Here is a 25538-nt window from a genome sequence, read left to right as displayed (position 1 = left end):
GCGGCAAAAGACTAGGCTTAAGATTTAATTTAATTGCTGGAATCTATAACATGGAGCTGAGTAAAAAATGACTTATGAAAGAACTCTATTCAATTAAGAAATTATACTTAAAAGTTTCAATGAAAATGGCATACCTCATTGAATGAAATATGCCATCAATTCATATTCAATTGATTTTCAGATTCTATCTACTCTATTAGCTTACTTTGTCCATGTTCATATCATCGACAACATGACCCGCGATCTCAGACACTAAATTTTCAAAAGAGAAAATTTGATTTAACTGCTCTTGCGTCAAAAGATTCTGCTCAATGACAACTTGCTGAATGGTTTTATTTTCTGCAAGACAAACCTTCCCAATTTCATCACATTTGGCATGGCCTAGAATCGGATCTAATAATGTGACGATGCCAACACTTCGCATCACTGCATCGTAACAAGTCTGTTCATTTGCAGTAATACCTTGGATACATTTGTTTTCTAGTGTTTGCATTGCTTGAATTAATAAATTGGTTGATTCATTCATGGTCAGTGCAATTACAGGTTCCATGACATTTAACTGTAATTGCCCTGCTTCAGCTGCCATGGTCACTGTCAAATCATTACCAATGACTTTAAAAGCAATTTGGTTCACTACTTCAGGAATAACTGGATTGATTTTCGCAGGCATAATGGATGAGCCGGCTTGTAATTCAGGTAATCTAATTTCAGCTAATCCCGTACGAGGCCCTGAACTTAATAAGCGCAGGTCATTACAAATTTTTGAGAGCTTGACTGCTAAACGCTTTAAAGTGCTTGATAGAATAATAAATACGCCACAATCACTGGTGGCTTCAACATAGTCTTCAGCACCTTGTAATTTCAATCCAGTAATTTGCGAAAGCGTTTGAACCACTTCTAGTGCATATCCATGAGGTGTGTTCACACCCGTTCCAATCGCAGTCGCACCCAAATTTATTTCTAGCAGTAAATGACGCATCTTTTGGATGAGGCGATAGTCTTCTTTTAATAGCGTCGCAAATGCACGAAACTCTTGTCCGAGTGTCATGGGTACAGCATCTTGGAGTTGAGTTCGCCCCATTTTAATTACGTGTTGAAATTCAGATGCTTTGATCTCAATAGCAGCGATTAATGAGCGAACTTGAGACAATAAATCTTCTAAACTGTAATATGTTGCTAGTCTCAATGCAGTTGGATAAACATCATTGGTCGATTGCGATTTATTCACATGGTCGTTTGGATGAATTACATCATATTGACCTTTAGGCAAGCCGAGACGCTCGAGTGCAAGGTTAGCCACCACTTCATTACTATTCATATTAATAGAAGTTCCAGCCCCACCCTGATAAATATCAATTGGAAATGATGATTTCCAACTTTCAGGCTGCTCAATCAGTTGATCACAAGCCCATTGAATCGCTTGGCTGACATCTTGACTCAATTTGGAAAATTTTAAATTTGTCTGTGCTGATGCTTTTTTTACCTGTGCCAATGCACGAATAAAATGTATGTTTTCACCTATTTGTTGATGCGAAATCTGAAAATTCTCCATCGCACGCAGGGTATGAATCCCATAGTAACGATCGGAAGGAACCGCTTTTTCACCGAGCAGATCCTGCTCTATTCTTGTTTTATCAAATTGAACCGTAGACACTTTTATTACTCAACAATAATGCACCATTATCGTGCAATATCGATGATAGGCTTCATGCTTATTTTCACTATTGATTTAATACTTCTTTATGCAATAAAAAATTACAACTTCGCTGTTTAGGTGACTAATGTAACTTTATGTTAAAGACAATCATTTATAGAATTGTATTAAACCTCAAAGTAATTATTTTTTGAAAAAAATAGTCTTTGTAACCAAAATTACATTCAGTTTCACTAAACGACTATAAATCTCACTCAAATGTAACAGAGCGTAATTTTCAAAACGTGCTTGAATCAGCTCCTCGAATAATTCGATTAAAAATTCATCTCGGAAAGATGGTCATTTAGGACAGACAAAGGATGGCATAGCAATGAGCCAATTAAATCCTACGCTAATCACATTTATTTTTTATATTGTGGCGATGCTCGGCATTGGGCTTTATGCCTACAAAGCCACGAATAATTTTGATGATTATATTTTAGGTGGTCGGAGTTTAGGCAGTGTCGTCACTGCATTATCCGCAGGTGCATCAGATATGAGTGGCTGGTTACTCATGGGTCTACCTGGTGCAATTTATCTCTCAGGTTTATCCGAAGCTTGGATTGCCATTGGTTTAATTATCGGTGCTTGGTTGAACTGGCTTTTGGTCGCGGGTCGTCTACGTGTTCATACCGAAATTCAACATAACGCATTGACTCTCCCCGACTATTTCACCAGCCGCTTTGGTGATCGGAAAAAAGTACTTCGAATCATCTCAGCTTTTGTAATTTTGATTTTCTTTGCAATTTATTGTGCCTCTGGCATGGTCGCAGGTGCACGTTTATTTGAAAGCCTATTTAGTTGGGATTACAACACAGCCCTGTGGATTGGAGCAGTAGCAACGATTAGTTATGTCTGCATTGGTGGTTTTTTAGCCATCAGTTGGACAGATACATTTCAAGCAGGCTTGATGATCTTTGCGCTTTTACTTGCTCCAGTAATGACCTATTTAGCCATTGGTGAAAATGCTCAGCAAGTTAGTGTCATTGTGGAATCCGCACGCCCATTAGCGAATAATTTACTTTCAGATCTCAGCACTGTAGCAATTTTATCTTCAATGGCATGGGGACTTGGCTACTTTGGTCAACCACATATTCTTGTGCGCTTTATGGCAGCAGATTCCGTGAAGTCTATTCCAGCAGCACGTCGAATTGGAATGACATGGATGATTCTATGTCTTGGTGGTGCAGTCGCTGTCGGTTATTTCGGAATCGCTTACTTTGATACGTTTCCTCAACTCAGTGCTGCAGTCAATGCAAATCCTGAAACTGTTTTTATGGAATTAACTAAAATTTTATTTAATCCATGGGTTGCAGGAGTGATTCTTGCAGCGATTCTTGCTGCAGTGATGAGTACCCTAAGCTGCCAACTATTGGTATGCTCTACCACGCTTACAGAAGACTTATACAAAGCATTTATTCGTAAATCTGCCTCACAAACCGAGCTGGTTTGGGTAGGTCGTTTGATGGTATTAATCGTTGCGATTATGGCGATCTTCCTTGCAATGAATCCGAACAGCAAGGTACTCGGTTTAGTTGCTTATGCGTGGGCTGGCTTTGGTGCAGCATTTGGACCACTGATTATCCTTTCTCTCTTCTGGAAGCGAATGACCATCAATGGTGCATTGGCAGGTATGATTGTTGGTGCTGTTACAGTCATTCTATGGAAAAACACCATGGCTGATACAGGCGTCTATGAAATCATTCCTGGGTTTATTTTATCTTGGGTGAGTATTATGGTGGTGAGTTTATTAGGCCGCCCGCCAGCGCAAGATGTGACTGACCGTTTTGATGAAGCTCAACAGAAATATGAAATTGAAATGCAAGAAATCAAAAATGGAAGATACTGAGAAATAAAAAATTAAGGGGCTTATAGCCCCTTTCTTATACATTTACTTTTTAAATGTTTGCTTAAGTTGCACTTGCGACGATTCCTTAATAACTTCCATCACTGGATAGCTACGGGTTTCTTTGATGCCTGGCAGTTGCCATAAAACCTGTCCAGAAATCTTGCGAAACTCTTCCATGTTGGCGCAACGGATTTTAACCACAAAATCAAACCCACCGCTGATCATGTGACATTCAACAATCTCAGGGTAACTTCTGACTGCATCAGAAAATTCTTCTAATACATTTGGAGTTGTTTTATCTAATAAAATTTCGACAAATACCACAAAACTTCGATTAAGCAGATCTGGATTTAACTTGGCTTCATAACCTGTAATATATCCATCCTTGGTTAGTTTCTGTACTCGAGCAAGCGCTGCTGTGGGAGAAAGATTGACCATTTCAGCAAGTTTTATATTTGATAGACGCCCATCTTTTTGCAAGATATCTAAAATTTTTAAATCTGTACGATCCAAGGTCATCATTTGAGTCTGCATGCGAATTATTCTCTAAATTTAACTCTAATTATAGTGAGTTATGCACCATATTTTCTGTAATTATAAATTAAATAAACCTTAAAGATAAATCTATTTCATTGTCACAGGACGCTGGCGTATATCTCATGGAACAACTTAGCTCACCCCTTTCTCGCCCATTAGACATTCAAGACATTACTGCATTTAAAGATAAATCAGATCTAGAATTAGAAATAAATCGTGCATGGCGCCGTGATGAATCTGAATGTGTCGAAACACTTCTCGAACAGACCGAGATTGATCAAGAAATTTCAGACAAAATTTATCAATTAGCCTTCAATTTAGCGCATTCATTACGTGAACGTAAAGGGTCAGCGGGCAAAGCAGGCATTGTACAGGGTTTATTACAAGAATTTTCATTATCTTCACAAGAAGGTATTGCGCTCATGTGTTTAGCTGAAGCGCTGTTACGTATCCCTGATAAAGCAACACGTGACTTATTGATCAAAGATAAAATCAACCAAGGTAATTGGAAAGATCATTTAGGTCAAAGCAGCCTAATGTTTGTAAATGCGGCAGCATGGGGCTTAATGTTAACTGGTAAGTTAATGGAAACACCTAAAGCAAATAGTCTATCTGGTCTTCTCACAGGCATCTTGGCACGAAGTGGTCGTGGCATTATTCGCAAAGCCGTTGATGTTGCTATGCGTATGATGGGTGAACAGTTTGTGACAGGTGAAACCATTGATGAGGCGTTAAATAATGCCGAACGATTAGAAGAACAAGGCTTTCGTTACTCATATGATATGTTAGGTGAAGCTGCTCTTACAGATCATGATGCGGAGCGCTATTATCAAGATTATACAAATGCGATTCATGCGATTGGTAAGGCATCGTCTGACAAAGATGTTTACGAAGGCCCTGGTATATCAATCAAACTTTCAGCACTTCATTCACGTTATCAACGCTCGCAAATTGACCGTGTACACGATGAGCTTTATCACAAAGTCTTTAATCTAGCGGTTCTAGCGAAACAATATGATATTGGTCTAAATATCGATGCTGAAGAAACTGATCGTCTGGAAATTTCATTGGAACTTCTTGAACGCTTATGTTTCGAACCAAAATTGAATGGCTGGAAAGGCATTGGATTTGTGATTCAAGCTTATCAAAAAAGATGTTTTTACGTGGTCGATTACATCATTGATTTAGCTAAGCGTAGTCAAAAACGTTTAATGATTCGTTTAGTCAAAGGCGCCTATTGGGACAGTGAAATTAAGAAAGCACAAGTTGAAGGCATGGCCGATTATCCTGTCTTTACTCGAAAAGTGCATACAGATTTATCTTATATCGCTTGTGCTCGCAAACTTTTAGCCGAACCAGACTTTATTTATCCACAATTCGCAACACATAATGCACAAACCTTAGCCACTATTTATCATTTGGCAAATCCTGAACAATATTATAAGGGACAATACGAATTCCAATGTTTACATGGCATGGGCGAACCACTTTATGAACAAGTCGTCGGTTCTAAAGCCGATGATAAACTTGGCGTACCTTGCCGAATTTATGCACCTGTCGGAAATCACGAAACCCTTTTGGCTTATTTGGTTAGACGATTGCTTGAAAATGGTGCAAACACGTCTTTTGTAAATCGTATTGCTGATAAAACACTCAAAATTAATGACTTGATTGAAAATCCACATCAAACCATTGATGTCACAAGTCGAATCGAAGGCAAAGCTGGATTAAAGCACCCTGCTATTCCATATCCGAAACATTTATATGCTGATCATCGCCCTAACTCTCTTGGAATTGATCTTGCAAATGACCAAGACCTTGAACATTTGAATCATACTTATCAACAATGGTCTAAAGTTCAAATTAAAGCCACCCCAATGGGTCTGAGATTAGATGAATCCGTACACGATACAGAGTCAATGGCAATTCTCAATCCTGCAAACCATCATGATATTGTCGGTGAAGTGACGGAAACTCATGCCATGCAAGTGGAAATGGCGTTAGTTAATGCGACTGAAGCACAGCAGGATTGGCAAAATTTAGATAAAGATCAACGTGCAGAATATTTAATTACCGCATCCAATGTGATGGAGTCTCGACTTGAAGAGCTGATGGTTCTGCTCAGTCGTGAAAGCGGTAAAACATTTGCCAATGCGATTGCTGAAGTACGCGAAGCAGTAGATTTCTTACGCTACTACGCAGCACAAGTGAAAGATCTAGAACACAAAGCCGTTATTCAACCCTTAGGTACAGTACTGTGTATTAGTCCTTGGAACTTCCCATTGGCAATTTTTACAGGTCAAATCGCGGCGGCACTTGTAACAGGGAATACTGTAATCGCCAAACCAGCGGAGCAGACCCCTTTAATTGCCTCAATTGCAGTTCAGATCCTTTGGGAATCTGGCGTACCACAATCTGTCTTACAGCTCTTGCCAGGACGTGGTGAAACAGTGGGTGCACAACTCAGTAGTGATCATCGTATTCAAGGTATTATGTTTACAGGGTCAACTGAGGTTGCGAAAATTTTGCAGAAAACCGTTGCAAAACGACTGAATCAATTTGGTCAATCAATACCTCTCATTGCAGAAACCGGCGGTCAAAATGCCATGATCGTAGATTCTTCTGCCCTGACTGAACAAGTGGTATTAGATGTTGTCAGCTCAGCATTTGATAGTGCTGGTCAGCGTTGTTCAGCACTACGAATTTTATGTGTTCAAGAAGATAATGCGCATACCGTGATCAAAATGCTCAAAGGTGCAATGAAGCAATTGCGTGTCGGTATTCCAAGTTTATTAAAAACTGATATCGGACCTGTAATTGATCGAGAAGCAAAACAAACCATTGATCAACATATCAATAAAATGAAATCTTTGGGCTATCCCGTTCAACAACTCATGTTGGATGAAGATGACTCTCATCTCAAGCAAGGGACATTTGTTAAACCGACTTTGGTTGAGTTACCACATTTAGATGATCTTGAACGTGAAGTTTTTGGTCCAGTACTGCATGTCATTACTTATAAATATGGCGAACTTGATCGACTTATTGATCAAATCAATGCCAAAGGCTATGGTTTGACTATGGGCTTACACACACGGATCGATGAAACCATACAAACCGTAATTTCAAAAGCAGAAGTTGGAAATCTCTATATTAACCGCAACATTGTAGGTGCTGTTGTCGGTGTACAACCCTTCGGTGGAGAAGGTTTATCTGGTACAGGTCCAAAAGCTGGTGGACCGATGTACATTTATCGATTAATGCATGAATGTACACATAAAAAAATTGCACAACCTTATGCAACGAGCCAAGGCGTTGAATTGACTGAACATCAAAATTTATTGAATCAATATAAAGATTGGGTCAATAAGTCATTTCCGCATTATCAAATGAAGGCGTTGCAACCAAGTTGTGTCGGACATAGCTATGAATTACAAGGACCAACAGGTGAAAGTAATCAATATGTTGTGTTACCGAGACATCGTGTTTTAAGCTTGGCAGATCAGGAAATTGATCAGATTCATCAACTGCATGCCATTCTAGCGATTGGCTCTCAGCCAACCGTTCTAGGCGAGAATACGTTTGTTCTAAAATACTTACAGTCTATGCCTAAAGAGGTCGCTCAACGTATCGCCATTATTGCTGATATTGAGACAGGTAGTTTTGATGCAATTCTACATCATGGCACCAAAAATCAACTGTTAAAATTGCAAGATAAAGTGGCTCAGCGACAAGGTCCGATCATCGGAATTACACATCTAGAGCCTGGTAATTATGACATTCCTTTAGAACGCTTCTTTATTGAGCGTGCAATTAGTATTAATACCGCAGCTGCAGGTGGTAATGCAAGTCTAATGACCATGCAAGCTTGATTCTGTTGAGTCAAAAAAAACCAGTGCATTGCACTGGTTTTTTATTTGTGATTTAAACAGCAAGCATACTATTTAAAGTTTCCGATACATTTTTAGATTTCACGATAGGTTTCAATGCTTCAAGTTTCGCTTTGACTTCGGCTTGTTGAGGTTGGGCTAACGTGTACCAACGTGACAAAAGTTGTAACAAACGTGAGCCTACAATCGGATTCTTTTCGTCCAAATATTGAGCCAACTGAATAATGTGATCTACCCCAAAACTCCAAGTATTCACAGGGTTTGAATTTAAACCACCAGTTACAGCACGGATTCGATTAGGTACTTTAAGATCGTAATCAGCATGTGATGTCAGTTTTTGAATCGTCTCTGCTGTCGCTTTCGGATGAGCTGCTTGGATCATAAACCACTGATCCATTGATAGAGCCTCATCTTTAAAACGCGCATAGAAATCTTCTAAAATCTCAGCAGCTTGCGGTGCATCATTCCACACCAACACTTTTAAAGCCCCTAAACGTTCAGACATATTACGTGTTTGACGATACTGTTGCTCAGCTAAGTCAAATGCAGCTTCATCTCCTTGACGTGCAATAAAAGAAAGCATGATGTTCTTTAAAGCACGTGTACCCATAGCTTGGGAAAAATCTGACTGTGTTGCTGGATCTAATGATAAATAAGTCTCTTTAGCAAAATCACCTAAACGGCGAGACAAAGTATCTAATAGAGCATTACGCTTTTCATAGATCGCTGTCGGTTGATAATCGTAGTCAATACGGCTACCCAAATATCCTTCACTCGGAACATCAAATAAACGTGAAGCTAACAGCGGATCTTGCTGAATTACTCTAGGTAGCGTTTTTAACATCGCTTCAATATATATGTCAGCAGGTTGGTCATTTAATAAGATGCGCTCAAGCAATGTTTGCGTCGCTTGCCACTGATTAAAGCCATTGGTTTCGTACTGTAATAAGAAGGCAAGCTGTTCATCAGTATAATTAAACTCTAAATTCACGGGTGCAGAGAAATTTCGTAATAGTGAAATTACAGGCACCTTCGCCACATTTTTAAACTCGATCGTTGCTTCATCGTTCGTGAATAAGTAAACACCATCTTTGACTTGATCTTCAACCAAAGCCGAGCATTCAAGTTGAAGTTGCTCACCAGTGTGTTCATCAAACAAAGCCAAAGCGACAGGAATTGGAACCGCTTTTAAGTTTGGATATTTTGGATGTGGTTTTAAACTTTGCTTAAATTTTAAACGATAAGTTTTTTGCTCAGCATCATACTCACCTTTGGCTTCAAGCTTAGGTGTGCCTGGTTGGTTATACCAAGTTAAAAATCCTGATAAATCCACACCAGAACCTGCTGATAATGCAGCAACCCAATCTTCCACAGTCACAGCTTGACCATCATGGCGACGGAAATACTCATCCGTTCCTTTACGGAATTTTTCTTTACCTAATAAAGTCGCCATCATTCGGTTAATTTCTGCACCTTTTTCATACACAGTCGCTGTATAGAAGTTATTAATTTCTACGAAATGATCTGGACGTGGAGGATGAGACAATGGGCCTGAATCCTCAGGGAATTGGTGCGCTTTAAGCACTGCTACATCATCAATTCGTTGAACAGCAGCAGACTGCAAATCCTCAGAAAAAGATTGATCACGGAAAACGGTTAAACCTTCTTTCAGACAAAGTTGGAACCAGTCTCGGCAAGTGATTCGATTACCCGTCCAATTATGGAAATATTCATGAGCGATAACAGATTGAACACGCATAATCGCAGCATCAGTCGTGTATTCTTCATCAGCTAAAACACATGATGTGTTAAAAATATTAAGCCCTTTGTTTTCCATTGCACCCATATTGAATGCACTGGTCGCGACAATCATATAATTGTCTAAATCATAAGGTAATCCATAGTGTTCTTCATCCCAACGCATAGAATGTTTAAGTGCTTCCATGGCAATATGGCACTTCGGAATATCTTTTTCTTCAGCATAAATTTCTAGAGCTACATCACGACCTTCAGAAGTGACGTAACGATCTTTTAATACCGCTAAGTCTCCAATGACACATGCAAAGAGATAGGCTGGTTTCTTGGTTGGATCTTGCCAAATGGTATAATGACGTCCTTCGCCCACTTCACCCGCTTCAATTAAATTACCATTCGCCAGTAGGACTGGAAATTTCTTATCCGCTTCGACACGTGTTGTGAAAACAGACAGCACATCTGGACGGTCTGGATAGAACGTAATTTTACGAAAGCCTTCTGGCTCGTTTTGAGTTACAAACAGATCAGATGCTGCTTGGTATAAACCTTCAAGTTGTGTGTTTGATTCAGGATGAATTTCAACGACTGTAACGATGCATGCATCATCAGGTGCATCTTTAATCACTAACTGTTCATCATCGAGATGATATTGCGAAGAATCTAACTCTTGACCATTCAGTGTAATTGACTTCAACTCAAGCTCACGACCAAGCAACACCAAATCACCTTCAGTCTGACGTTGCATTTTTAGTGTGCCTGTCACCATCGTATGATCGTCATAGACTTGGATATTTAAATCAATCGAATCCACGACAAATGCTGGCTTCTGATAATCTTTCAAAAAAATCGTTTGATCTGCTTCGATCACTGGATTTGCCGCGATATTCATAACTCGTCCTATAAGCTGTTCTTTACAGCGATTATGCTTTTATGTGAAGTCAATTGATCATAGGTCAAAATTGACGAATTGTCTGTGTTTGACGCTCTATTTAATATGGGTCTATTCATGTTTTTTTCAATTTAATTTATTTGTAGTAACAACAGTTTGCTTCTTTATTACCCGTTTCAAATATCTTGTCTAAGTACGATAGAAATGTAACAAAAATTCACTTCTTTATTTTCAAGCATAATTATTGCTTCAGTTTAAGAGCGGTAATCATCAAAAAACTTATAAATCATAAATGAGGTGAAATATGCTCATCAGGGACCACATAGTCAGAGTAGAAAACATCAAAACCATGCAGATGATGGATGCTGCTAAAATTGATCATCGCGTGATTGCAGCATTTTTAACCAGCGAGGGAATGCCTATTGAAACATCAGAAGTCACAGCTGTATTGAAAAACTATGATGCACTCGGAATCAAGAGATTATCTCAAAAGAAATCTCAGGTACTGATCCAAGCTAAAATGCAACATTTTTCCGATTCAGAGCTCCCTTGCCCTTTAACCTATTAAATCCTCCATCTAGGTCGATCTAACATTTGAGGAAATGATTTTCCGGTTCGATCTATTCATATATTTCACATAAGCAGGCATTCACCTGCTTATTTTATTGATCGCAACACCAGTCAGATTTGTTTTCAATACTGACTCAATCAAGCGATGTTGAACAATCGTGTGTATAATTCTTTCATCTTGAAATTAAAGTGCTGCCATGTTGCAAATTCTCCAAAAAAATGCTGATGAAAGTAGTTTCTGTCCACTTTGTCAGGCCAGTATGTACTTTATTGAAGCAGAAGAATTTGATAAAGAAATCCTATTCCATCAATGCTCTCACTGCCACCATCAAGTCTTTCAAGATGAAAACCGCAACTGTCATTGTGAGCGATGCACAGCAAAACGAAAGAAAATGATGCAGGAAACTCGCATTCAAGAACAACGTAAAATTGCATCAAAGAATAAGGACATACAAGAACTCGATTTGCATCAACTGAGCTTTATGCACAAGTTGTTTTTACTCTCAATATTAGATCAACAAGTTCATGAGCATACCCAACATCAAGAATTCATTGATTGGGAAAATATTAAATATCACACCATTACCCCAAGTTATTTATTTCAAAATTATTTGATGAAACAACTTTTGAAAGACAATATTCTTGTCCCACGTGACTTTTCGAGTGAACTCAGTCAATACTATATTAATGTCCGTCTTGACGGCTATTCCGAGCCGAGCTTGTTTAGTATTACTCAAGCGTTACGTCAGCTCTTTTATGAAAATCTGAGTCAAGGTGTACCATTTAAAAATAGTGATGAAGTCAAAAGTGCACTCTATACTCTGTTGTACCAAGAAATTATTCAATTTGCGCAATACTACTGTCGTACTTGGGGCGTTCAAATTGCTGGAAATCAGAGTTTTCAAACCTTTTGTTTTAGATTATTAGACTCTCTTGCTGTGGGTCAAATCTATTATTTAGTTCAAACTGCGCTGGAGTATTTGCACCATCAGAAAGCACTCCAAGCCCGTAATGAAAATTTTATCAATACCAACCTTTTAAAGAAGACTTTACAGCAATATCGTGAACGTTCTTTAGCTGAAAAATGGGAAACCTCAACACTGCCAAGGCTACCTAACTTGCCTTTAAGTAAAATGAGCGAAATCTTATTTTTTCATTTTCTAGGCTATGATGAATCAATCTTTTTTCAACCTGTTTGGCGATCGTGGAGTAAAATCGAGCCACGTTTAAATTTCTACTCACAAAAACGTTGTATGAATTGTGGCTCGAATGAACTTTCTGTGGATTATGACGCAGATGACTATGTCAGTTTAATTTGTCGTAATTGTAATCACCAAGACCACTATTTTACACGCTAGCGAACGACTATGAATCATCCAGAAAACTTGATAGCAAATGCTCCAAAAGATATTGAGGTTCAAACCCAAGAGATTCTTAAACAGGTCATTGAAGCATGGCATCTGTTAAAAACCACTCAACCTTTAGTGCATTGTATGACCAATCAGGTTGCTGCCAACTATGTCGCAAATGTACTGTTAGCTGCTGGTGCCTCACCTGCCATGATTGATAATCCTTTTGAAGCTGAAAGTTTCGTGAGTATTAGTCAAGCTTTAAGTATCAATTTAGGGACTCCTCATACAGAACAAGTTGCCGCAATGAAAATTGCCACAGAAACTGCTCACAAAAAAAATATACCTTGGGTATTAGATCCTGTTGGCTATAGTGCTGTTTTGCCATGGCGCAGTGAAATTACAAATGATTTATTGCGGTTTAAACCCACCATTATCCGAGGTAATGCTTCAGAAATTGGGAGCTTAGCTGGACAACAAAATCAATCTAAGGGTGTAGACAGTACCCTCGATAGCGCTGCCGTAGTAGAACAGGCAAAAACTTTATTAGATTACTCTGAATGTATCGCAATTTCTGGCGAATCTGATTTTATTCTTTCTAAGTCTTATGGATGTATGGTTAAGATTAATGGAGGTTCACATTTACAGCCAAAAGTTACCGCTACAGGATGCGCCTTAGGTGCATTAATTGCTGCTTATGCTGGCGTAACAAACCCAACCATTGCATGTATTGCTGCCCATGTACACTTTGCCATCGCAGGTAAGCTCGCTTATACGCAGGCTCAAACTGTCGGAAGTTTTAATGTCGCTTTCATCGATGAACTCTATAGCTATTCGGCTGAAAAAATTCAAAACAGTGCAGATATCGAAATACTGACTTTTGCTGCATAACGATAGGCTGAAGATCACTTCAGCCTTTTTAGTCTTACTTCTGAACTCTACCTTTACGATAATGCTCTTTTGGCATTTCCGCTAACTCAATGATCAATTGAACCGTTAAGCCTTGAGCATGATAACCATTAAAGCTATGAAGATACTCATTTAAGCGATCTGAAATAAGATTCTTTTGCTCTTCATTACGCCCCGTCATGATTCCTAAACGAACATGAATATAGGCTTGAGGCTCTTCGCCAAAACCAATCAGGAAATCACTATTAGCACGAATACGTGATTTGATATCAGAAGGATGCCCCACTAGACCTGTATCAAATAAAGCGTGGTTTAAGCCTAAAAGTAACGCTTGCGCATCTAAATTTTGGATATTATCCGAATACTCAACGATCATCTGTGGCATCTTAATTCCCTTTGCTTATGTGTTAAAAAATCAATTTCAAATGCGTAACTCATTATTCAATAAATAATAAGGCTAATCTCACTTGGTCATAGCCCATACGCGGATTGGTATTTTCCACGATCGGACGCAACTTAATCGTACCATCTTCACCAAAATGTTCAGGACTCTGTCTTTTAAGTAATTTTTTATAGATTTTACGTACTTGTTCAACGACTTCATCCCCAGGATGAGCAACCGAGATATCTAAGCCCTGCTCACGATGAAGTTTGCCTAAATGGTTAATAATAGTTGCTGGCGTTAAACCACGCTCAACCGCAATATCCTGAATTTCATAACCATTTTCAAAGAGTTCGCGAGTTTCATCGAGAGTCGCGGTGGCATAATTGGCTTTGCCTGCATTTTTGGCAATTTTTTTCTCATTACGACTAATCTCAAGCTCATTGAGTGTGCCACCACAGTGCCGAATAAATGCCTTATGTTGCGCTTCTAAATCAGCATCACCAAAATGCGCTTCTGCTTCATCAGAGAGTTCTTGAAATCTTCGGTCGGCTTTAATTGCTAAACTGTCTAATTCTAATGCTTGCTCATTGAAGCCGAGCAACCTCAGACCATCAATAGATTTCAAACGAGATAAGGCGACATAGCCCTGACCCTTTTCAAAGGTATTCGCCAAATTGATTTCCGCCGCCGATAAAGTCATCCCTTGAGACTTATGAATAGTAATCGCCCAAGCTAACCGCAAAGGAACTTGGGAAAAACTCGCGATTGTCTTTCCTGCATCATTATCAACAGACCAGGTTTCAGGTTCGACCACCAGAACAGTGCCGTCTGTTAATTTAACTTTAGGTAATACCCCGTGATCATCTACTTCTTCAAAGCCAATGACTTCACCAAGGCTGCCATTGATATAACCCACATCAAAATTGTTTTTTACAAACATGACTTTGGCATGTTTCTTTAAGGTCAATTCTTCTGGTGCACGTACGGAAGATTTTAATGTCTCGATTAATTTTTCATTACCATCCATTTGTGCACAAAATTGATGACCATCGCCATCAATCTCATTTAAATGACGGTAATTAATGGCATCAACATCCATATTATGGGTATACAAACGTGTAAATGTTTCACCAATATCTTGCTCACGCGTTTGTTGTAAAGCTTGAATATGCTCGGCTTGAATATTTTGCGCACGGATTGCATTCAAAATATCATTCAAGGCTGAGTCATCTTGTCGATGTTGTTCAGTTAAATAACAAACACGAAATTTCGCTTCTACCCAAGCCTGGGACATAAAACAGAATTTATCTCGATTTTTTTCGTCATTGCGTCCGACTGGTGGTAACTGGAAGAAATCCCCAGCGGCAATCACCTGTATGCCACCAAATGCTTCATCAGACTCTTTAAAAAACTTGAGCACTTGATTAACTAAATTAAGCTGCTTCGCATGTAGCATCGAAATTTCATCAATGATCAATACCTGCGCATTTTCTAGATGCTCTTTAAGATATTTGCGCTCTTTCATGCGCTTTAGATCATCATCTGATAAAAAATCTTTGATCCCGATCCCCGCCCACGTATGAATGGTCATCCCATTCATGTGTGTGGCTGCAATGCCTGTAGATGCAGTAATGGCGACTGAAACTTTTCGTGCCTTAAGATAATTAATATATTGATTAAGCGTATACGTTTTTCCTGCACCCGCAGAACCTGTCAAAAAGACATTTTCTCCTGCTTTCATTAACTTCAGTGCAGTTTCTTGTTTCATATGTGCTTAACCTAATTTAAACGCTCATAGCCTAACGACATTTCATCAAAAAGTTAAGCCAAAAATCAGTCTTATGATCATGTTAACGCGTGAATACGTCAATTTAAGGCGCATCAGTTGTTGATTTGTTCAGGATCTCCAAAATTCCAAATCAACATTTCATTGACTTGATGTACAAACTCTTTGGCTTCCCTCACAACCTTTAGATCAGCAACTTCGTTATTGGGCAAACGCAGTTGGTCAAAATGAAGCTGATCGAATTTAAAAAAACAACCGAGTGTCAAATGCTGTGAGGGATCATGTAAATTTGACATATGGAACGCCACATATTCACCATCAATAATTCTTTGGGTATAAGATAAAGCCAAACAATGTTTATAATTTACAGACTCTTGAATAATTTGCTCTAATTCATTCAACTCCACAAATTTCCAATTCTCTGTATACATGACTGCTTGAGGTGATACTCGTTTCCAATGACTTTCAGCATGTCTCAATTTCAAAGTCGTCAATGTATCCACATAATGTAAATGCTGATGCCAACGTATTGCTTGCTGATACCATGCGGGCCATGTCATATTTTTCGAAATAGTTCTATCTTGTTGGAAAAAATCAATGAGATAATCTGCGACATAAGAGTCAAAAATACTATAGCTTCGGTTATATTGAGAGTTTGGATGTTTAAAGCGCTGCCTAAACTCATCTAGATTGATATGATACTGCTGCATCAAGAAATGAAAATGCGTTTGATGTTGTGTTGAGGGCTCAATAAATTTGATGATTTCATCAGGTAGATATTTAACTAAGTCATTTAAAAACAACATATAAGACTGCATCACTTGAGAAATACGTTTAAAGACATATTTCACTGAACTCAATCCTTGCTGATCCAATGACCATAACAAGTCCAACCATTCATTAAGATATAAAATAGAAGCCGTGAGAGGTTGTGATTTTTTAGAATATTGAACATTTAGCGGCTCATGCTCAGCAGATAGTTCAAACCATGATTGTTGCTGTGAAATACGTAAACACTCAGAAATAAATAAACGACCGATAACCTGTTCAAAATATTTAATCGAGAGTTGTATGACATGCGGATGTACTTTACAGCAATCCACAAAACTTAAAGCGGTGACGGCCAATCGAATATTGGGATCTTTTAAATTTTCACTTACCCAGTCGATGACAAGATAATCTTGTTTAAATAACCAATTCACTGCTCTTTTGTGTATAAACAGTGGCGACTGTTGCGCTATATCTTCTACCCAATACTGCACATCTTTATTTAAAAAATTTTGTTTATTGAAAATATCTTGATACTGCCAATACCCTCGTTTGATCCAACGTGTAAAACCTAATAAATGCGGTGTTTGCTCGTTATGCTGTTTGAGTAAATTGAAATCAGGCTCTAAGTCTACCAATTGAGATAAGCTAAATTGTTCTTCGAAAGAAATTTGTGCCATACGATATAACCGTTTTGGCAACATTAATTCTGCTGAAGTGCTTAACCGATCGTATACTGGAATCAATTTTTGCACTGCAAGAAAATTATCTCCCATGACTGAATTGACCAAACACAGATGTTTAAAATTCAGTTCAACTTCCAAAGGTATTTCAGCACCAAATCGGATGAAATTCAGCAAATGAGGTTCATCATAATACTCACTTTGTATCATGATTCGATCTAACTGCATCGCTTGCTGATCGGTCAAATTATAGAGGCACTGTTCAACACGATTTTCTCCATCGACCCATTTAAAGACTTCTTCAACCAGCATTTGACGAAATAACTGCACTTTCGTTTTTAAATATAAAGAATGATGTGAGGCCTTATGATTAAAGATAAAACTAAAATCATTGAACATGAAATCCGCAATTTTTTGAATCTCGATATTTGCGTGAGATGTATAAAATTGAATTTTATAATCATCGATACACTCAACTGTGAGCAATCCATCTGCGATTATTAAGCTATTATTTTCCTCATCAATTACGAATAAATTTTCAGGCGTAATCGTCCATAGATATAACCACTGATCCTGAAATACAGCTTTGAGTGTATCGCAATGATCAATTAATGCCTGTGCAGTATATTGATGACGTTGCTTTGGATTTTGCGGAGGACACGCCAGCATACAGTTTGCCTAAATATGAAAGACTGGAAGATTTTTAAAAATAACAACGATATAACCACATTATTCTATCTTAAAATGAGTTGTGCTATTCAGATTCTGTAACTTTTGTATGAGTCACATTAGCAGTTCGTATCATGCAGCAATTATATGAAAATTTCTTTAAAGTAGGTTTGACTCACTGCTCTGACTGTATTAAAACAATCTCATACTAAGAACTTTAGAGACAATAATGAAAACAGTGGTGATTACAGGTGCAAATACAGGAATTGGATTAGCGACAGCAAAAAAATTTGTTGAAGATGGTCATCACGTCGTGCTTGCTTGTCGTAATTTGGATAAAGCTCAGAAAGCTAAAGCAGAAATCAGCACCAAAGGTCATGGTCAAATTGATATTGTAGAATTAGATTTAAATGATTTAAATCAAGTCAAATCTGCAGCACAAACTTTAAAAGAAAAATATTCACAGATTGATATTTTGGTCAACAATGCAGGTCTGATGACGCCTAAATTAGAAGAAACGGCTAATGGTTTTGAAAAACAAATAGGTGTCAATTATCTAGGGCATTTTGTGTGGACAATACAATTGTTACCTTTACTTCAAAACGCGCCTTCAGGCCGTATCATTCATCTTGCATCCATGATGCATGTTCTGGGTAAAATTGACACACATCAATTTAAATTTCATTCTGTTAAAAAGTATAACGGTGTACTCAGCTATGGAAATAGTAAATTAGCAAATTTACTATTTAGTCATGCCTTAGCTGAAAAGCTCAGAGGCACATCTATCACCAGTAATGCAATTCATCCAGGTGGTGTGGATTCCGAAATTTATCGCGAGCTTCCTAACTATCAATATCGCGCTTTAAAATTGTTCTTAATCTCACCCAACAAACCAGCAAATCTTATTCATCAAATTGCGTTATCACCTGAATGGTCTAAGAAAACAGGTCAATACAAAAGTTTGCAAACACCAGCTTTTCAATCTGCACATGCGAAAAATCGTAGTTTAGCTCAGCGATTGTTTGACGAGACAGAACAACTTTTAAAAGAATATTTATAATCAACCTAAACAGTTTTGAATCAGGGAATGAATCAATAGATGATCGAAAAAATGAGTGCTGAGACCACGCTACACTACCAACCCGACATTTTAGGTGAAAAATTTGAGCAACATATTTTCAAATTTTCGCCTGATTATGATGGTGAGGTTATTGCAACATTAGTACGTCGTCCATCAGATATTCCATCAACTAAAGCTGTGCTGTATATCCATGGCTTTATTGATTATTTCTTTCAACAAGAAATGGCGAAAAAATTTAATGCCCAAGGTTTTCAGTTTTACGCCATTGACCTTAGAAAATACGGTAGATCACTACTTCCGCATCAAAAACCTTATTTTGTGAAAGACCTAACCGAATATGATGAAGATATTCATGCCGCATTGAATACAATTCAAAGTGAGGGTAATGAATCGGTATTATTATGCGGTCATTCTACAGGTGGTTTAACTGCCACTTATTTTTCAATTCGACACCCTGATCATCCATTGATTAAAGCAATCTGGGCCAACAGCCCATTTTATGATTTCAATATGAATGTATTAAAAAAGAAATATGCGCTTCCAATGATTGCAAAATTAGCTCAGCAATTTCCGTTGATGCAATTACCAAGTGAATTAAATAAGTTTTACGTGAAGAGTTTGCACGAAAATTTAAATGGCGAATGGAGTTTTGATCTCAAGCTTAAACCTAAAACCTACACCAAAGTGTATTTGAGTTTTATCGGTGCTGTTGTGAAAGCACAACAGAAAATCCAATCTGGTCCTAAAATTTCAGTTCCGCTTCTTGTTATGCACTCAAGTCGCACGACCAATCCCAAGAAATACAACATTGATGCTCAGACCTCTGATGTGATTTTAGATGTAAAAACTATCGAAAAATATGCAAAAGCATTACAAGGTGATGTCACTGTAATGACAATTAAAGATGGTCTGCATGATTTGGTTCTTTCAAAAAAACTGGTTCGTCAGCAAGTATATGACCAACTCTTTGCTTGGCTTGCTTCAAAAAATCTCTAAATTCTGTTCATCTAAGACCTCATTTTATTGGTCTTGATTGTTAATGTGTATTGATCAAGCTGAATTGACTTTCTCTTGGTCATACAATATTTCTATTCTTCAACCTTCCCATCTCTTCACAGACCTTTGCGACCAATCTCCTTTTCACCCATTTGAAATATTATTTCTTGCTTTCTGTTTTTTGTTTTGAGCCATGGAGAAATTGGGTTGGTATTTGGTAGGTACACATCTTCTCAAGCGTGTCCAATACTGCAAACACGGTAAATATCGCCGAACACAACAATAAATGGTAAAAGGAATCTCACCATGGCTTTTAAAAATATTGCAGACCAAACAAACGGGTTTTATATCCCTTGTGTTTCACTCTTCGGACCAGGTAGTGCTAAAGAAGTTGGAAGCAAAGCTCAAAATTTGGGCGCTAAAAAAGCACTGATTGTGACTGATGCAGGTTTATACAAATTTGGTGTCGCAGATATCATCGCTGGCTATTTAAAAGAAGCGCAAGTGGAGAGCTACATATTTGCAGGTGCTGAGCCTAATCCGACTGATATTAATGTTCACGATGGTGTGAAAGCCTACAATAATAATGCTTGTGATTTTATTATTTCTTTAGGTGGCGGCTCTTCACACGATTGTGCTAAAGGTATTGGTTTAGTGACTGCAGGTGGTGGGCACATTCGAGATTATGAAGGAATCGATAAAAGCACCGTTCCGATGACACCTCTTATTGCAATCAACACAACTGCAGGAACTGCTTCGGAAATGACGCGTTTCTGTATTATTACAAATACAGAAACCCATGTAAAAATGGCAATCGTCGATTGGCGTTGCACTCCACTCATTGCCATAGATGATCCTAAACTGATGATCGCAAAACCTGCAGCGTTGACAGCTGCAACAGGTATGGATGCGCTTACTCATGCCGTCGAAGCCTATGTTTCAACAGCAGCAAATCCAATTACGGATGCCTGTGCTGAAAAAGCCATCAGCATGATCAGTCAATGGCTGAGTCCAGCGGTTGCTAATGGTGAGAATATTGAAGCACGTGATGCAATGAGTTATGCACAGTATTTGGCAGGCATGGCATTTAATAACGCCTCTTTAGGTTATGTACATGCCATGGCTCACCAATTAGGCGGTTTTTATAATCTTCCGCATGGTGTATGTAACGCGATTTTGCTCCCTCATGTCTGTGAGTTCAACTTAATTGCCTGCCCTGATCGTTATGCCAAAATAGCTGAATTAATGGGTGTAAATATTGAAGGATTAACCATTAATGAAGCTGCATATGCAGCAATTGATGCGATCAAAATCCTCTCTCAATCCATTGGCATTCCAACAGGATTAAAAGAGCTTTCGGTTAAAGAGGAAGATTTAGAAGTGATGGCTCAAAATGCACAAAAAGATGCCTGCATGCTCACTAACCCACGTAAAGCAGATCTCCAACAAGTCATCAACATTTTTAAAGCTGCAATGTAAATTTTTGAGTTGCTAGATCTAAAAGAGAATCTGGATACACTTCAGATTCTCTTTTTTTTTATTCTTTGGTTCACAATCGAATTCGGTAGTACATTACATCAGGAACAGCGGCTTTAAAATTTTGTAGGTATAAAAAAATGAGAATAAAATACGTTAACAATACGAAGAATATGCTTTAGGTCGTTGTGTTTTACTTTAATTCGGCTCAATTATGATAGTGCTGTAAAAGTTGTTGCGTTGAATGATCTTGCGGTGATAACTCCATTAAACGCTCCATTGCATCAACTGCATCAGGATTTCGTGCAATGTATTTTAAAAGCACTTCAACATCAGAATAGTTAAAAATTGCTTCGCTTAGACGCGAATCTAGACAATTTCGCCAAGAACATAAGAATGGGCTTTCAGTTTTGGAGAGCATTACACCATTGACCTGCTGTAAAGCTTTATCAATAAATCCAACGTCTAAAGCATTTTCGATTTGGAGGAAATCAGCCTCAATATGCGCCAGTAATTTATAGGGTCTTGAGCCTAACATTCCACCCAATAAATCTCGAAGCTGCGACATTTCAGCTTTTAAAGTTCCCATGCTTACCTTGCGTTCCCCATACAAAGCTTGATGAAGCGAATCTAAGCTAAGCCCTTGAGGACATAATGCCAATATTGTCAAAATTTCAATCTGTCTAGGGGTAACCACCAAGGTACGTCCGTTAAATATGACTTGAGGAATTCCAAAGGTACGAATAAATAAATGTTGGCGTTGATAATTCAGTAATGCTGATTGTATTAAAGATGCACAACGTTCTGCTGCGAGTAGTCCAAAACTATTGTGATGATCCCATGTCGTTGATAAATCTAATACACCAATGAGTTGCTTCGAAAATGGATCAACAATTGGTGCTGCATAGCACACCCAATCATGAATAGACTCCATATAGTGTTCATTTGAAAAAACACAACTTGATTTTTCAGTTTTCAAGGTTAATGCTAAAGCATTGGTTCCAACCACTTCCTCCCGCCATTGACCGCCTTCAATAAAGTGAACGCGTTCTGCAGCCTTACGCATTTGTTGACTTGCTTCCGTCCAAATAATGGTACTGTTGATATCACCTACCGCAAGTACCATAGATGATTGTTGTGCAACATGTTTTAACTCTTGTTCACATATTTTCAATGCTTGATTTAGGCTGTTACTTTCAACAGTACTCGTTGTGATCAACGGCGCTACCATTCGCTCTTTCGGAATTTCTGCCAACTTCGATCTTTGCCAAGACTTTAAAATATGCTGACCAAGTTGTTTCGCCTGTACAGTTGAAAGACTGATTTTCTCTCTAAGTGTTTCTATTTGTTGTCTTTGCTTGATAAGAGTCTGCATTGAGTTCATTCCTTATTATCTCAACATTTCCCAATATGCATATGTTGTACTTATTATAGTTATAGTATTTGTTGATCAGTTGTAAACCTTCATCATTCCAACCTTTTTCCAACCTTATTGTGGTTATGTTAACTCATCAATAATAGAAGATATCTAATACCAAAGACGAAGATATTTTCCATAACTTTACAGCACAACCAAAGGATGGACACTATGCGCTACGCTGATCCCAATCAACCAGATTCTAAAGTTCAATTTAAAGCACAATACGAAAATTTCATTGGTGGGAAATGGGTTCCTCCAGTAAAAGGTGAGTATTTTGATAATCTTTCTCCCGTAGATGGGAAAGTCTTTACTCGAGTTCCCCGTTCTTCAGTCGAGGATATTGAACTCGCTTTGGACGCAGCTCATGCCGCTAAAACTGAATGGAACAAAACGTCTGCAACAACTCGCTCTAACATTTTATTAAAAATAGCAGATCGCTTAGAAGAGAATCTAGAATTACTTGCTGTGGCAGAAACATGGGACAATGGTAAACCTATCCGTGAAACCTTAGCTGCAGATATTCCACTGTGTATTGACCATTTCCGCTATTTTGCTGGCTGTATCCGCGCACAAGAAGGTAGTATTTCAGAAATCGATGAAGATACTATCGCTTACCATTTTCATGAGCCGTTGGGTGTCGTTGGACAGATTATTCCATGGAACTTTCCGATTTTAATGGCGGCGTGGAAACTTGCGCCTGCATTAGCAGCGGGGAACTGTATTGTCTTAAAACCAGCTGAGCAAACTCCTGTCAGTATTCTAGTTTTAGTTGAACTGATACAAGATATTTTACCACCAGGTGTGCTGAATATCGTCAATGGTTATGGTGTTGAAGTAGGACGCTCTCTTGCCACAAATCCACGTATTTCAAAAATTGCATTTACTGGCTCAACTGCGGTTGGTCAATTAATTATGCAATATGCCACCGAAAATATTATTCCAGTGACATTAGAACTGGGTGGCAAATCTCCAAATATTTTCTTCGAAGACATCATGGATAAGGATGATGAATATCTAGATAAAGCGCTTGAAGGTTTTGCCATGTTTGCCCTGAATCAGGGAGAAATTTGTACTTGTCCATCACGCGCTTTAGTCCAGGAAAGTATTGCTGATAAATTCTTAGAGATGGCTGTAGAGCGCGTGAAGCGAATTAAAACAGGACATCCACTTGATACAGAAACCATGATTGGTGCTCAAGCCTCGCAAGAGCAACAAGATAAAATTTTAGGTTGTATTGCGACAGGTCGTGAAGAAGGTGCTCAAATTCTTACAGGTGGTCAAGCACGTGAAGAAATTGGACAAGGTTTTTATATTGAGCCGACGATTTTCAAAGGCAATAACAGCATGAAAACATTCCAAGAAGAAATTTTTGGACCAGTTTTGGCTGTGACAACATTTAAAGATTTCGACGATGCTATCAAAATTGCCAATGACACCATTTATGGATTAGGTGCTGGTGTTTGGTCACGATCAGCGCATACTTCATATCGTGCAGGACGTGCAATTCAATCAGGTCGAGTCTGGACAAATTGCTACCATATCTACCCTGCTCATGCTGCTTTTGGTGGTTATAAAAAATCAGGGATTGGTCGTGAAAATCATAAAATGATGCTGGATCATTACCAACAAACTAAAAATTTATTGGTGAGTTACTCTACTAAACCAATGGGTTTCTTCTAAAACAAAAGCTAAAGAAGCGGCAGATTGCCGCTTCTTTTCTGCTACAGGAGTTTAATGGATTAGCTGGCTTGTAGACTTTTCATATCAATCACAAAACGATATTTCACATCGCTTTGAAGCATGCGCTCAAATGCCTCATTAATATTTTGCATATCAATGACTTCTACATCTGACACGATATTGTGCTGACCACAAAAATCAAGTAGTTCTTGAGTTTCTTGAATTCCACCGATCACCGATCCAGCGATTGATTTTCTTCCCATAATCATGGGTACGGAATTGCTGCTAAATTCTCCGAGATAGCCTACCAATACTAGTGTCCCACTCAATGCAAGTGTCGGAATATAAGGCTTTAGATCATGATCATAAGGCACAGTATCAATAATTAAATCAAACTGATTTTTCACTGATTTCATTTGTGTTGGATCTGTTGATAACACGACATGATCTGCACCTAAATCACGTGCATTCTGTTCTTTATTTGCTGATCGTGTAAATAAAGTCACTTCTGCACCAAGCGCATGAGCAAGTTTAATCGCCATATGACCTAAACCACCGAGTCCAACAACAGCCACTTTAGAGCCTTTACCGACATTCCAATGTTTTAACGGCGACCATGTCGTGATCCCTGCACATAAGATGGGTGCAATGGATTGAGTATCTAAATTTTCAGGTACTTTCAATACAAAATCTTGGCTCGCAATGATCGTTTGTGCGTAGCCACCATAAGTAGGTGTTTGATCATGGCGATCTAAACTACCATACGTTTGTGTATTTCCAGCTTCACAATATTGCTCCAAACCTTGGTGACAAGCTGAACAAGTACGACATGAATCTACCATACACCCGATTCCGACCAGATCTCCAACCTTAAACTTAGTTACAGATGTTCCGATGCTTTTTACACGACCAATTACTTCATGACCCGGTACAATTGGGTAACGACTAAAACCCCAATCATTACGCGCTTGATGTAAGTCAGAATGACATACACCGCAGTATTCAATATCAATAATGACATCATCGGGGCGAGCTTGACGTTGCTGGAAAGTATATGGAACCAGTGGACTTTTAGAATCAAGCGCTGCGTAAGCTAAAACATTATGGGTCATCGTGACTTCCTCAAGCTATTAATTTCGTACTCTCTTATTCG

The 25538-nt window shown here is 38.4% G+C and carries 17 protein-coding genes; 9 read left to right on the top strand and 8 right to left on the bottom strand.

The genetic code is table 11. The features are described 5' to 3' along the window. Nucleotides 1-196 precede the first annotated feature (196 nt). Nucleotides 197-1654 carry an aspartate ammonia-lyase gene (locus AC1M9P_RS06875; protein WP_481587129.1) on the bottom strand — a complete coding sequence of 486 codons (1458 nt, stop codon included), beginning with the start codon at nt 1652-1654 and terminating at the stop codon, nt 197-199. A 370-nt stretch (nt 1655-2024) separates the two neighbouring features. On the opposite strand from AC1M9P_RS06875, the gene putP reads away from it, so the two are divergent. Continuing rightward, complete coding sequence (gene putP / locus AC1M9P_RS06870; RefSeq protein WP_481587128.1) at nt 2025-3542, top strand: sodium/proline symporter PutP; 1518 nt, start codon at nt 2025-2027, stop codon at nt 3540-3542. A 42-nt stretch (nt 3543-3584) separates the two neighbouring features. Here putP and AC1M9P_RS06865 read toward each other — a convergent pair whose 3' ends face one another. Next, on the bottom strand, nt 3585-4076 hold the full coding sequence (locus AC1M9P_RS06865; RefSeq protein ID WP_035263751.1) for an Lrp/AsnC ligand binding domain-containing protein: 492 nt from the start codon (nt 4074-4076) through the stop codon (nt 3585-3587). A 125-nt stretch (nt 4077-4201) separates the two neighbouring features. On the opposite strand from AC1M9P_RS06865, the gene putA reads away from it, so the two are divergent. Beyond that, nucleotides 4202-7951 (top strand): trifunctional transcriptional regulator/proline dehydrogenase/L-glutamate gamma-semialdehyde dehydrogenase, encoded by a 3750-nt coding sequence (gene putA / locus AC1M9P_RS06860; RefSeq protein ID WP_481587127.1) that lies wholly within the window; start codon nt 4202-4204, stop codon nt 7949-7951. 52 nt (nt 7952-8003) lie between these two features. Here putA and pepN read toward each other — a convergent pair whose 3' ends face one another. Beyond that, nucleotides 8004-10613, bottom strand: coding sequence for an aminopeptidase N (gene pepN, locus AC1M9P_RS06855; RefSeq protein WP_481587126.1), 2610 nt, complete (start codon nt 10611-10613; stop codon nt 8004-8006). Nucleotides 10614-10917: 304 nt separating this feature from the next. Here pepN and AC1M9P_RS06850 point away from each other — a divergent pair, with 304 nt between their 5' ends. The 3 genes from AC1M9P_RS06850 (at nt 10918) to thiM (ending at nt 13423) form a co-directional block, all read left to right on the top strand. Beyond that, a complete protein-coding gene (locus AC1M9P_RS06850) occupies nt 10918-11181 on the top strand; it encodes a hypothetical protein (RefSeq protein WP_035263756.1) in 264 nt (87 codons plus the stop codon). A 199-nt stretch (nt 11182-11380) separates the two neighbouring features. Then, nucleotides 11381-12541 carry a hypothetical protein gene (locus AC1M9P_RS06845; protein WP_481587125.1) on the top strand — a complete coding sequence of 387 codons (1161 nt, stop codon included), beginning with the start codon at nt 11381-11383 and terminating at the stop codon, nt 12539-12541. A gap of 9 nt (nt 12542-12550) precedes the next feature. Beyond that, nucleotides 12551-13423 carry a hydroxyethylthiazole kinase gene (gene thiM, locus AC1M9P_RS06840; RefSeq protein WP_481587124.1) on the top strand — a complete coding sequence of 291 codons (873 nt, stop codon included), beginning with the start codon at nt 12551-12553 and terminating at the stop codon, nt 13421-13423. Between the two features lie 34 nt (nt 13424-13457). Here the strand turns inward: thiM and AC1M9P_RS06835 are convergent, their stop codons facing one another. The 3 genes from AC1M9P_RS06835 to AC1M9P_RS06825 form a co-directional block, all read right to left on the bottom strand. Beyond that, nucleotides 13458-13826, bottom strand: coding sequence for a 5-carboxymethyl-2-hydroxymuconate Delta-isomerase (locus tag AC1M9P_RS06835; RefSeq protein ID WP_035263762.1), 369 nt, complete (start codon nt 13824-13826; stop codon nt 13458-13460). 52 nt (nt 13827-13878) lie between these two features. Then, nucleotides 13879-15594, bottom strand: a complete 1716-nt coding sequence (locus AC1M9P_RS06830; RefSeq protein ID WP_481587123.1) for an AAA family ATPase — start codon at nt 15592-15594, stop codon at nt 13879-13881. Nucleotides 15595-15707: 113 nt separating this feature from the next. Then, nucleotides 15708-17732, bottom strand: coding sequence for a hypothetical protein (locus AC1M9P_RS06825; RefSeq protein ID WP_481587122.1), 2025 nt, complete (start codon nt 17730-17732; stop codon nt 15708-15710). 229 nt (nt 17733-17961) lie between these two features. Between AC1M9P_RS06825 and AC1M9P_RS06820 the strand changes: the two genes are divergently transcribed. The 3 genes from AC1M9P_RS06820 (at nt 17962) to mdh (ending at nt 21288) form a co-directional block, all read left to right on the top strand. Beyond that, nucleotides 17962-18792, top strand: coding sequence for an SDR family oxidoreductase (locus AC1M9P_RS06820; RefSeq protein WP_481587121.1), 831 nt, complete (start codon nt 17962-17964; stop codon nt 18790-18792). Between the two features lie 51 nt (nt 18793-18843). Next, nucleotides 18844-19809, top strand: a complete 966-nt coding sequence (locus AC1M9P_RS06815; protein ID WP_481587120.1) for an alpha/beta hydrolase — start codon at nt 18844-18846, stop codon at nt 19807-19809. 306 nt (nt 19810-20115) lie between these two features. Beyond that, nucleotides 20116-21288, top strand: a complete 1173-nt coding sequence (mdh, locus tag AC1M9P_RS06810) for an iron-dependent methanol dehydrogenase (protein ID WP_481587119.1) — start codon at nt 20116-20118, stop codon at nt 21286-21288. Nucleotides 21289-21493: 205 nt separating this feature from the next. On the opposite strand, the gene AC1M9P_RS06805 is transcribed toward mdh, so the two are convergent. After that, on the bottom strand, nt 21494-22669 hold the full coding sequence (locus tag AC1M9P_RS06805; protein WP_481587118.1) for a sigma-54-dependent transcriptional regulator family protein: 1176 nt from the start codon (nt 22667-22669) through the stop codon (nt 21494-21496). Nucleotides 22670-22873: 204 nt separating this feature from the next. Here AC1M9P_RS06805 and exaC point away from each other — a divergent pair, with 204 nt between their 5' ends. Then, entirely contained in the window at nt 22874-24385 is a 1512-nt protein-coding gene (exaC, locus tag AC1M9P_RS06800; protein WP_481587117.1) for an acetaldehyde dehydrogenase ExaC, read from the top strand. A 59-nt stretch (nt 24386-24444) separates the two neighbouring features. Here exaC and AC1M9P_RS06795 read toward each other — a convergent pair whose 3' ends face one another. Continuing rightward, nucleotides 24445-25497: an NAD(P)-dependent alcohol dehydrogenase gene (locus AC1M9P_RS06795; RefSeq protein WP_481587116.1), complete on the bottom strand. Its 1053-nt coding sequence runs from the start codon at nt 25495-25497 to the stop codon at nt 24445-24447. Nucleotides 25498-25538: the final 41 nt, after the last annotated feature.

The sequence above is a fragment of the Acinetobacter sp. 25-47-122 genome (assembly GCF_056779695.1).
This window is presented reverse-complemented; position numbering and strand designations above follow the sequence as displayed.

What these genes read in the sequence shown, in the direction of transcription:
- putP (WP_481587128.1), top strand. Translation starts at nt 2,025, where the DNA reads ATGAGCCAATTAAATCCTACGCTAATCACATTTATTTTTTATATTGTG.
- AC1M9P_RS06865 (WP_035263751.1), bottom strand. Translation starts at nt 4,076, where the DNA reads ATGCAGACTCAAATGATGACCTTGGATCGTACAGATTTAAAAATTTTA.
- putA (WP_481587127.1), top strand. Translation starts at nt 4,202, where the DNA reads ATGGAACAACTTAGCTCACCCCTTTCTCGCCCATTAGACATTCAAGAC.
- pepN (WP_481587126.1), bottom strand. Translation starts at nt 10,613, where the DNA reads ATGAATATCGCGGCAAATCCAGTGATCGAAGCAGATCAAACGATTTTT.
- AC1M9P_RS06850 (WP_035263756.1), top strand. Translation starts at nt 10,918, where the DNA reads ATGCTCATCAGGGACCACATAGTCAGAGTAGAAAACATCAAAACCATG.
- AC1M9P_RS06845 (WP_481587125.1), top strand. Translation starts at nt 11,381, where the DNA reads ATGTTGCAAATTCTCCAAAAAAATGCTGATGAAAGTAGTTTCTGTCCA.
- thiM (WP_481587124.1), top strand. Translation starts at nt 12,551, where the DNA reads ATGAATCATCCAGAAAACTTGATAGCAAATGCTCCAAAAGATATTGAG.
- AC1M9P_RS06835 (WP_035263762.1), bottom strand. Translation starts at nt 13,826, where the DNA reads ATGCCACAGATGATCGTTGAGTATTCGGATAATATCCAAAATTTAGAT.
- AC1M9P_RS06830 (WP_481587123.1), bottom strand. Translation starts at nt 15,594, where the DNA reads ATGAAACAAGAAACTGCACTGAAGTTAATGAAAGCAGGAGAAAATGTC.
- AC1M9P_RS06825 (WP_481587122.1), bottom strand. Translation starts at nt 17,732, where the DNA reads ATGCTGGCGTGTCCTCCGCAAAATCCAAAGCAACGTCATCAATATACT.
- AC1M9P_RS06820 (WP_481587121.1), top strand. Translation starts at nt 17,962, where the DNA reads ATGAAAACAGTGGTGATTACAGGTGCAAATACAGGAATTGGATTAGCG.
- AC1M9P_RS06815 (WP_481587120.1), top strand. Translation starts at nt 18,844, where the DNA reads ATGAGTGCTGAGACCACGCTACACTACCAACCCGACATTTTAGGTGAA.
- mdh (WP_481587119.1), top strand. Translation starts at nt 20,116, where the DNA reads ATGGCTTTTAAAAATATTGCAGACCAAACAAACGGGTTTTATATCCCT.
- AC1M9P_RS06805 (WP_481587118.1), bottom strand. Translation starts at nt 22,669, where the DNA reads ATGAACTCAATGCAGACTCTTATCAAGCAAAGACAACAAATAGAAACA.
- exaC (WP_481587117.1), top strand. Translation starts at nt 22,874, where the DNA reads ATGCGCTACGCTGATCCCAATCAACCAGATTCTAAAGTTCAATTTAAA.
- AC1M9P_RS06795 (WP_481587116.1), bottom strand. Translation starts at nt 25,497, where the DNA reads ATGACCCATAATGTTTTAGCTTACGCAGCGCTTGATTCTAAAAGTCCA.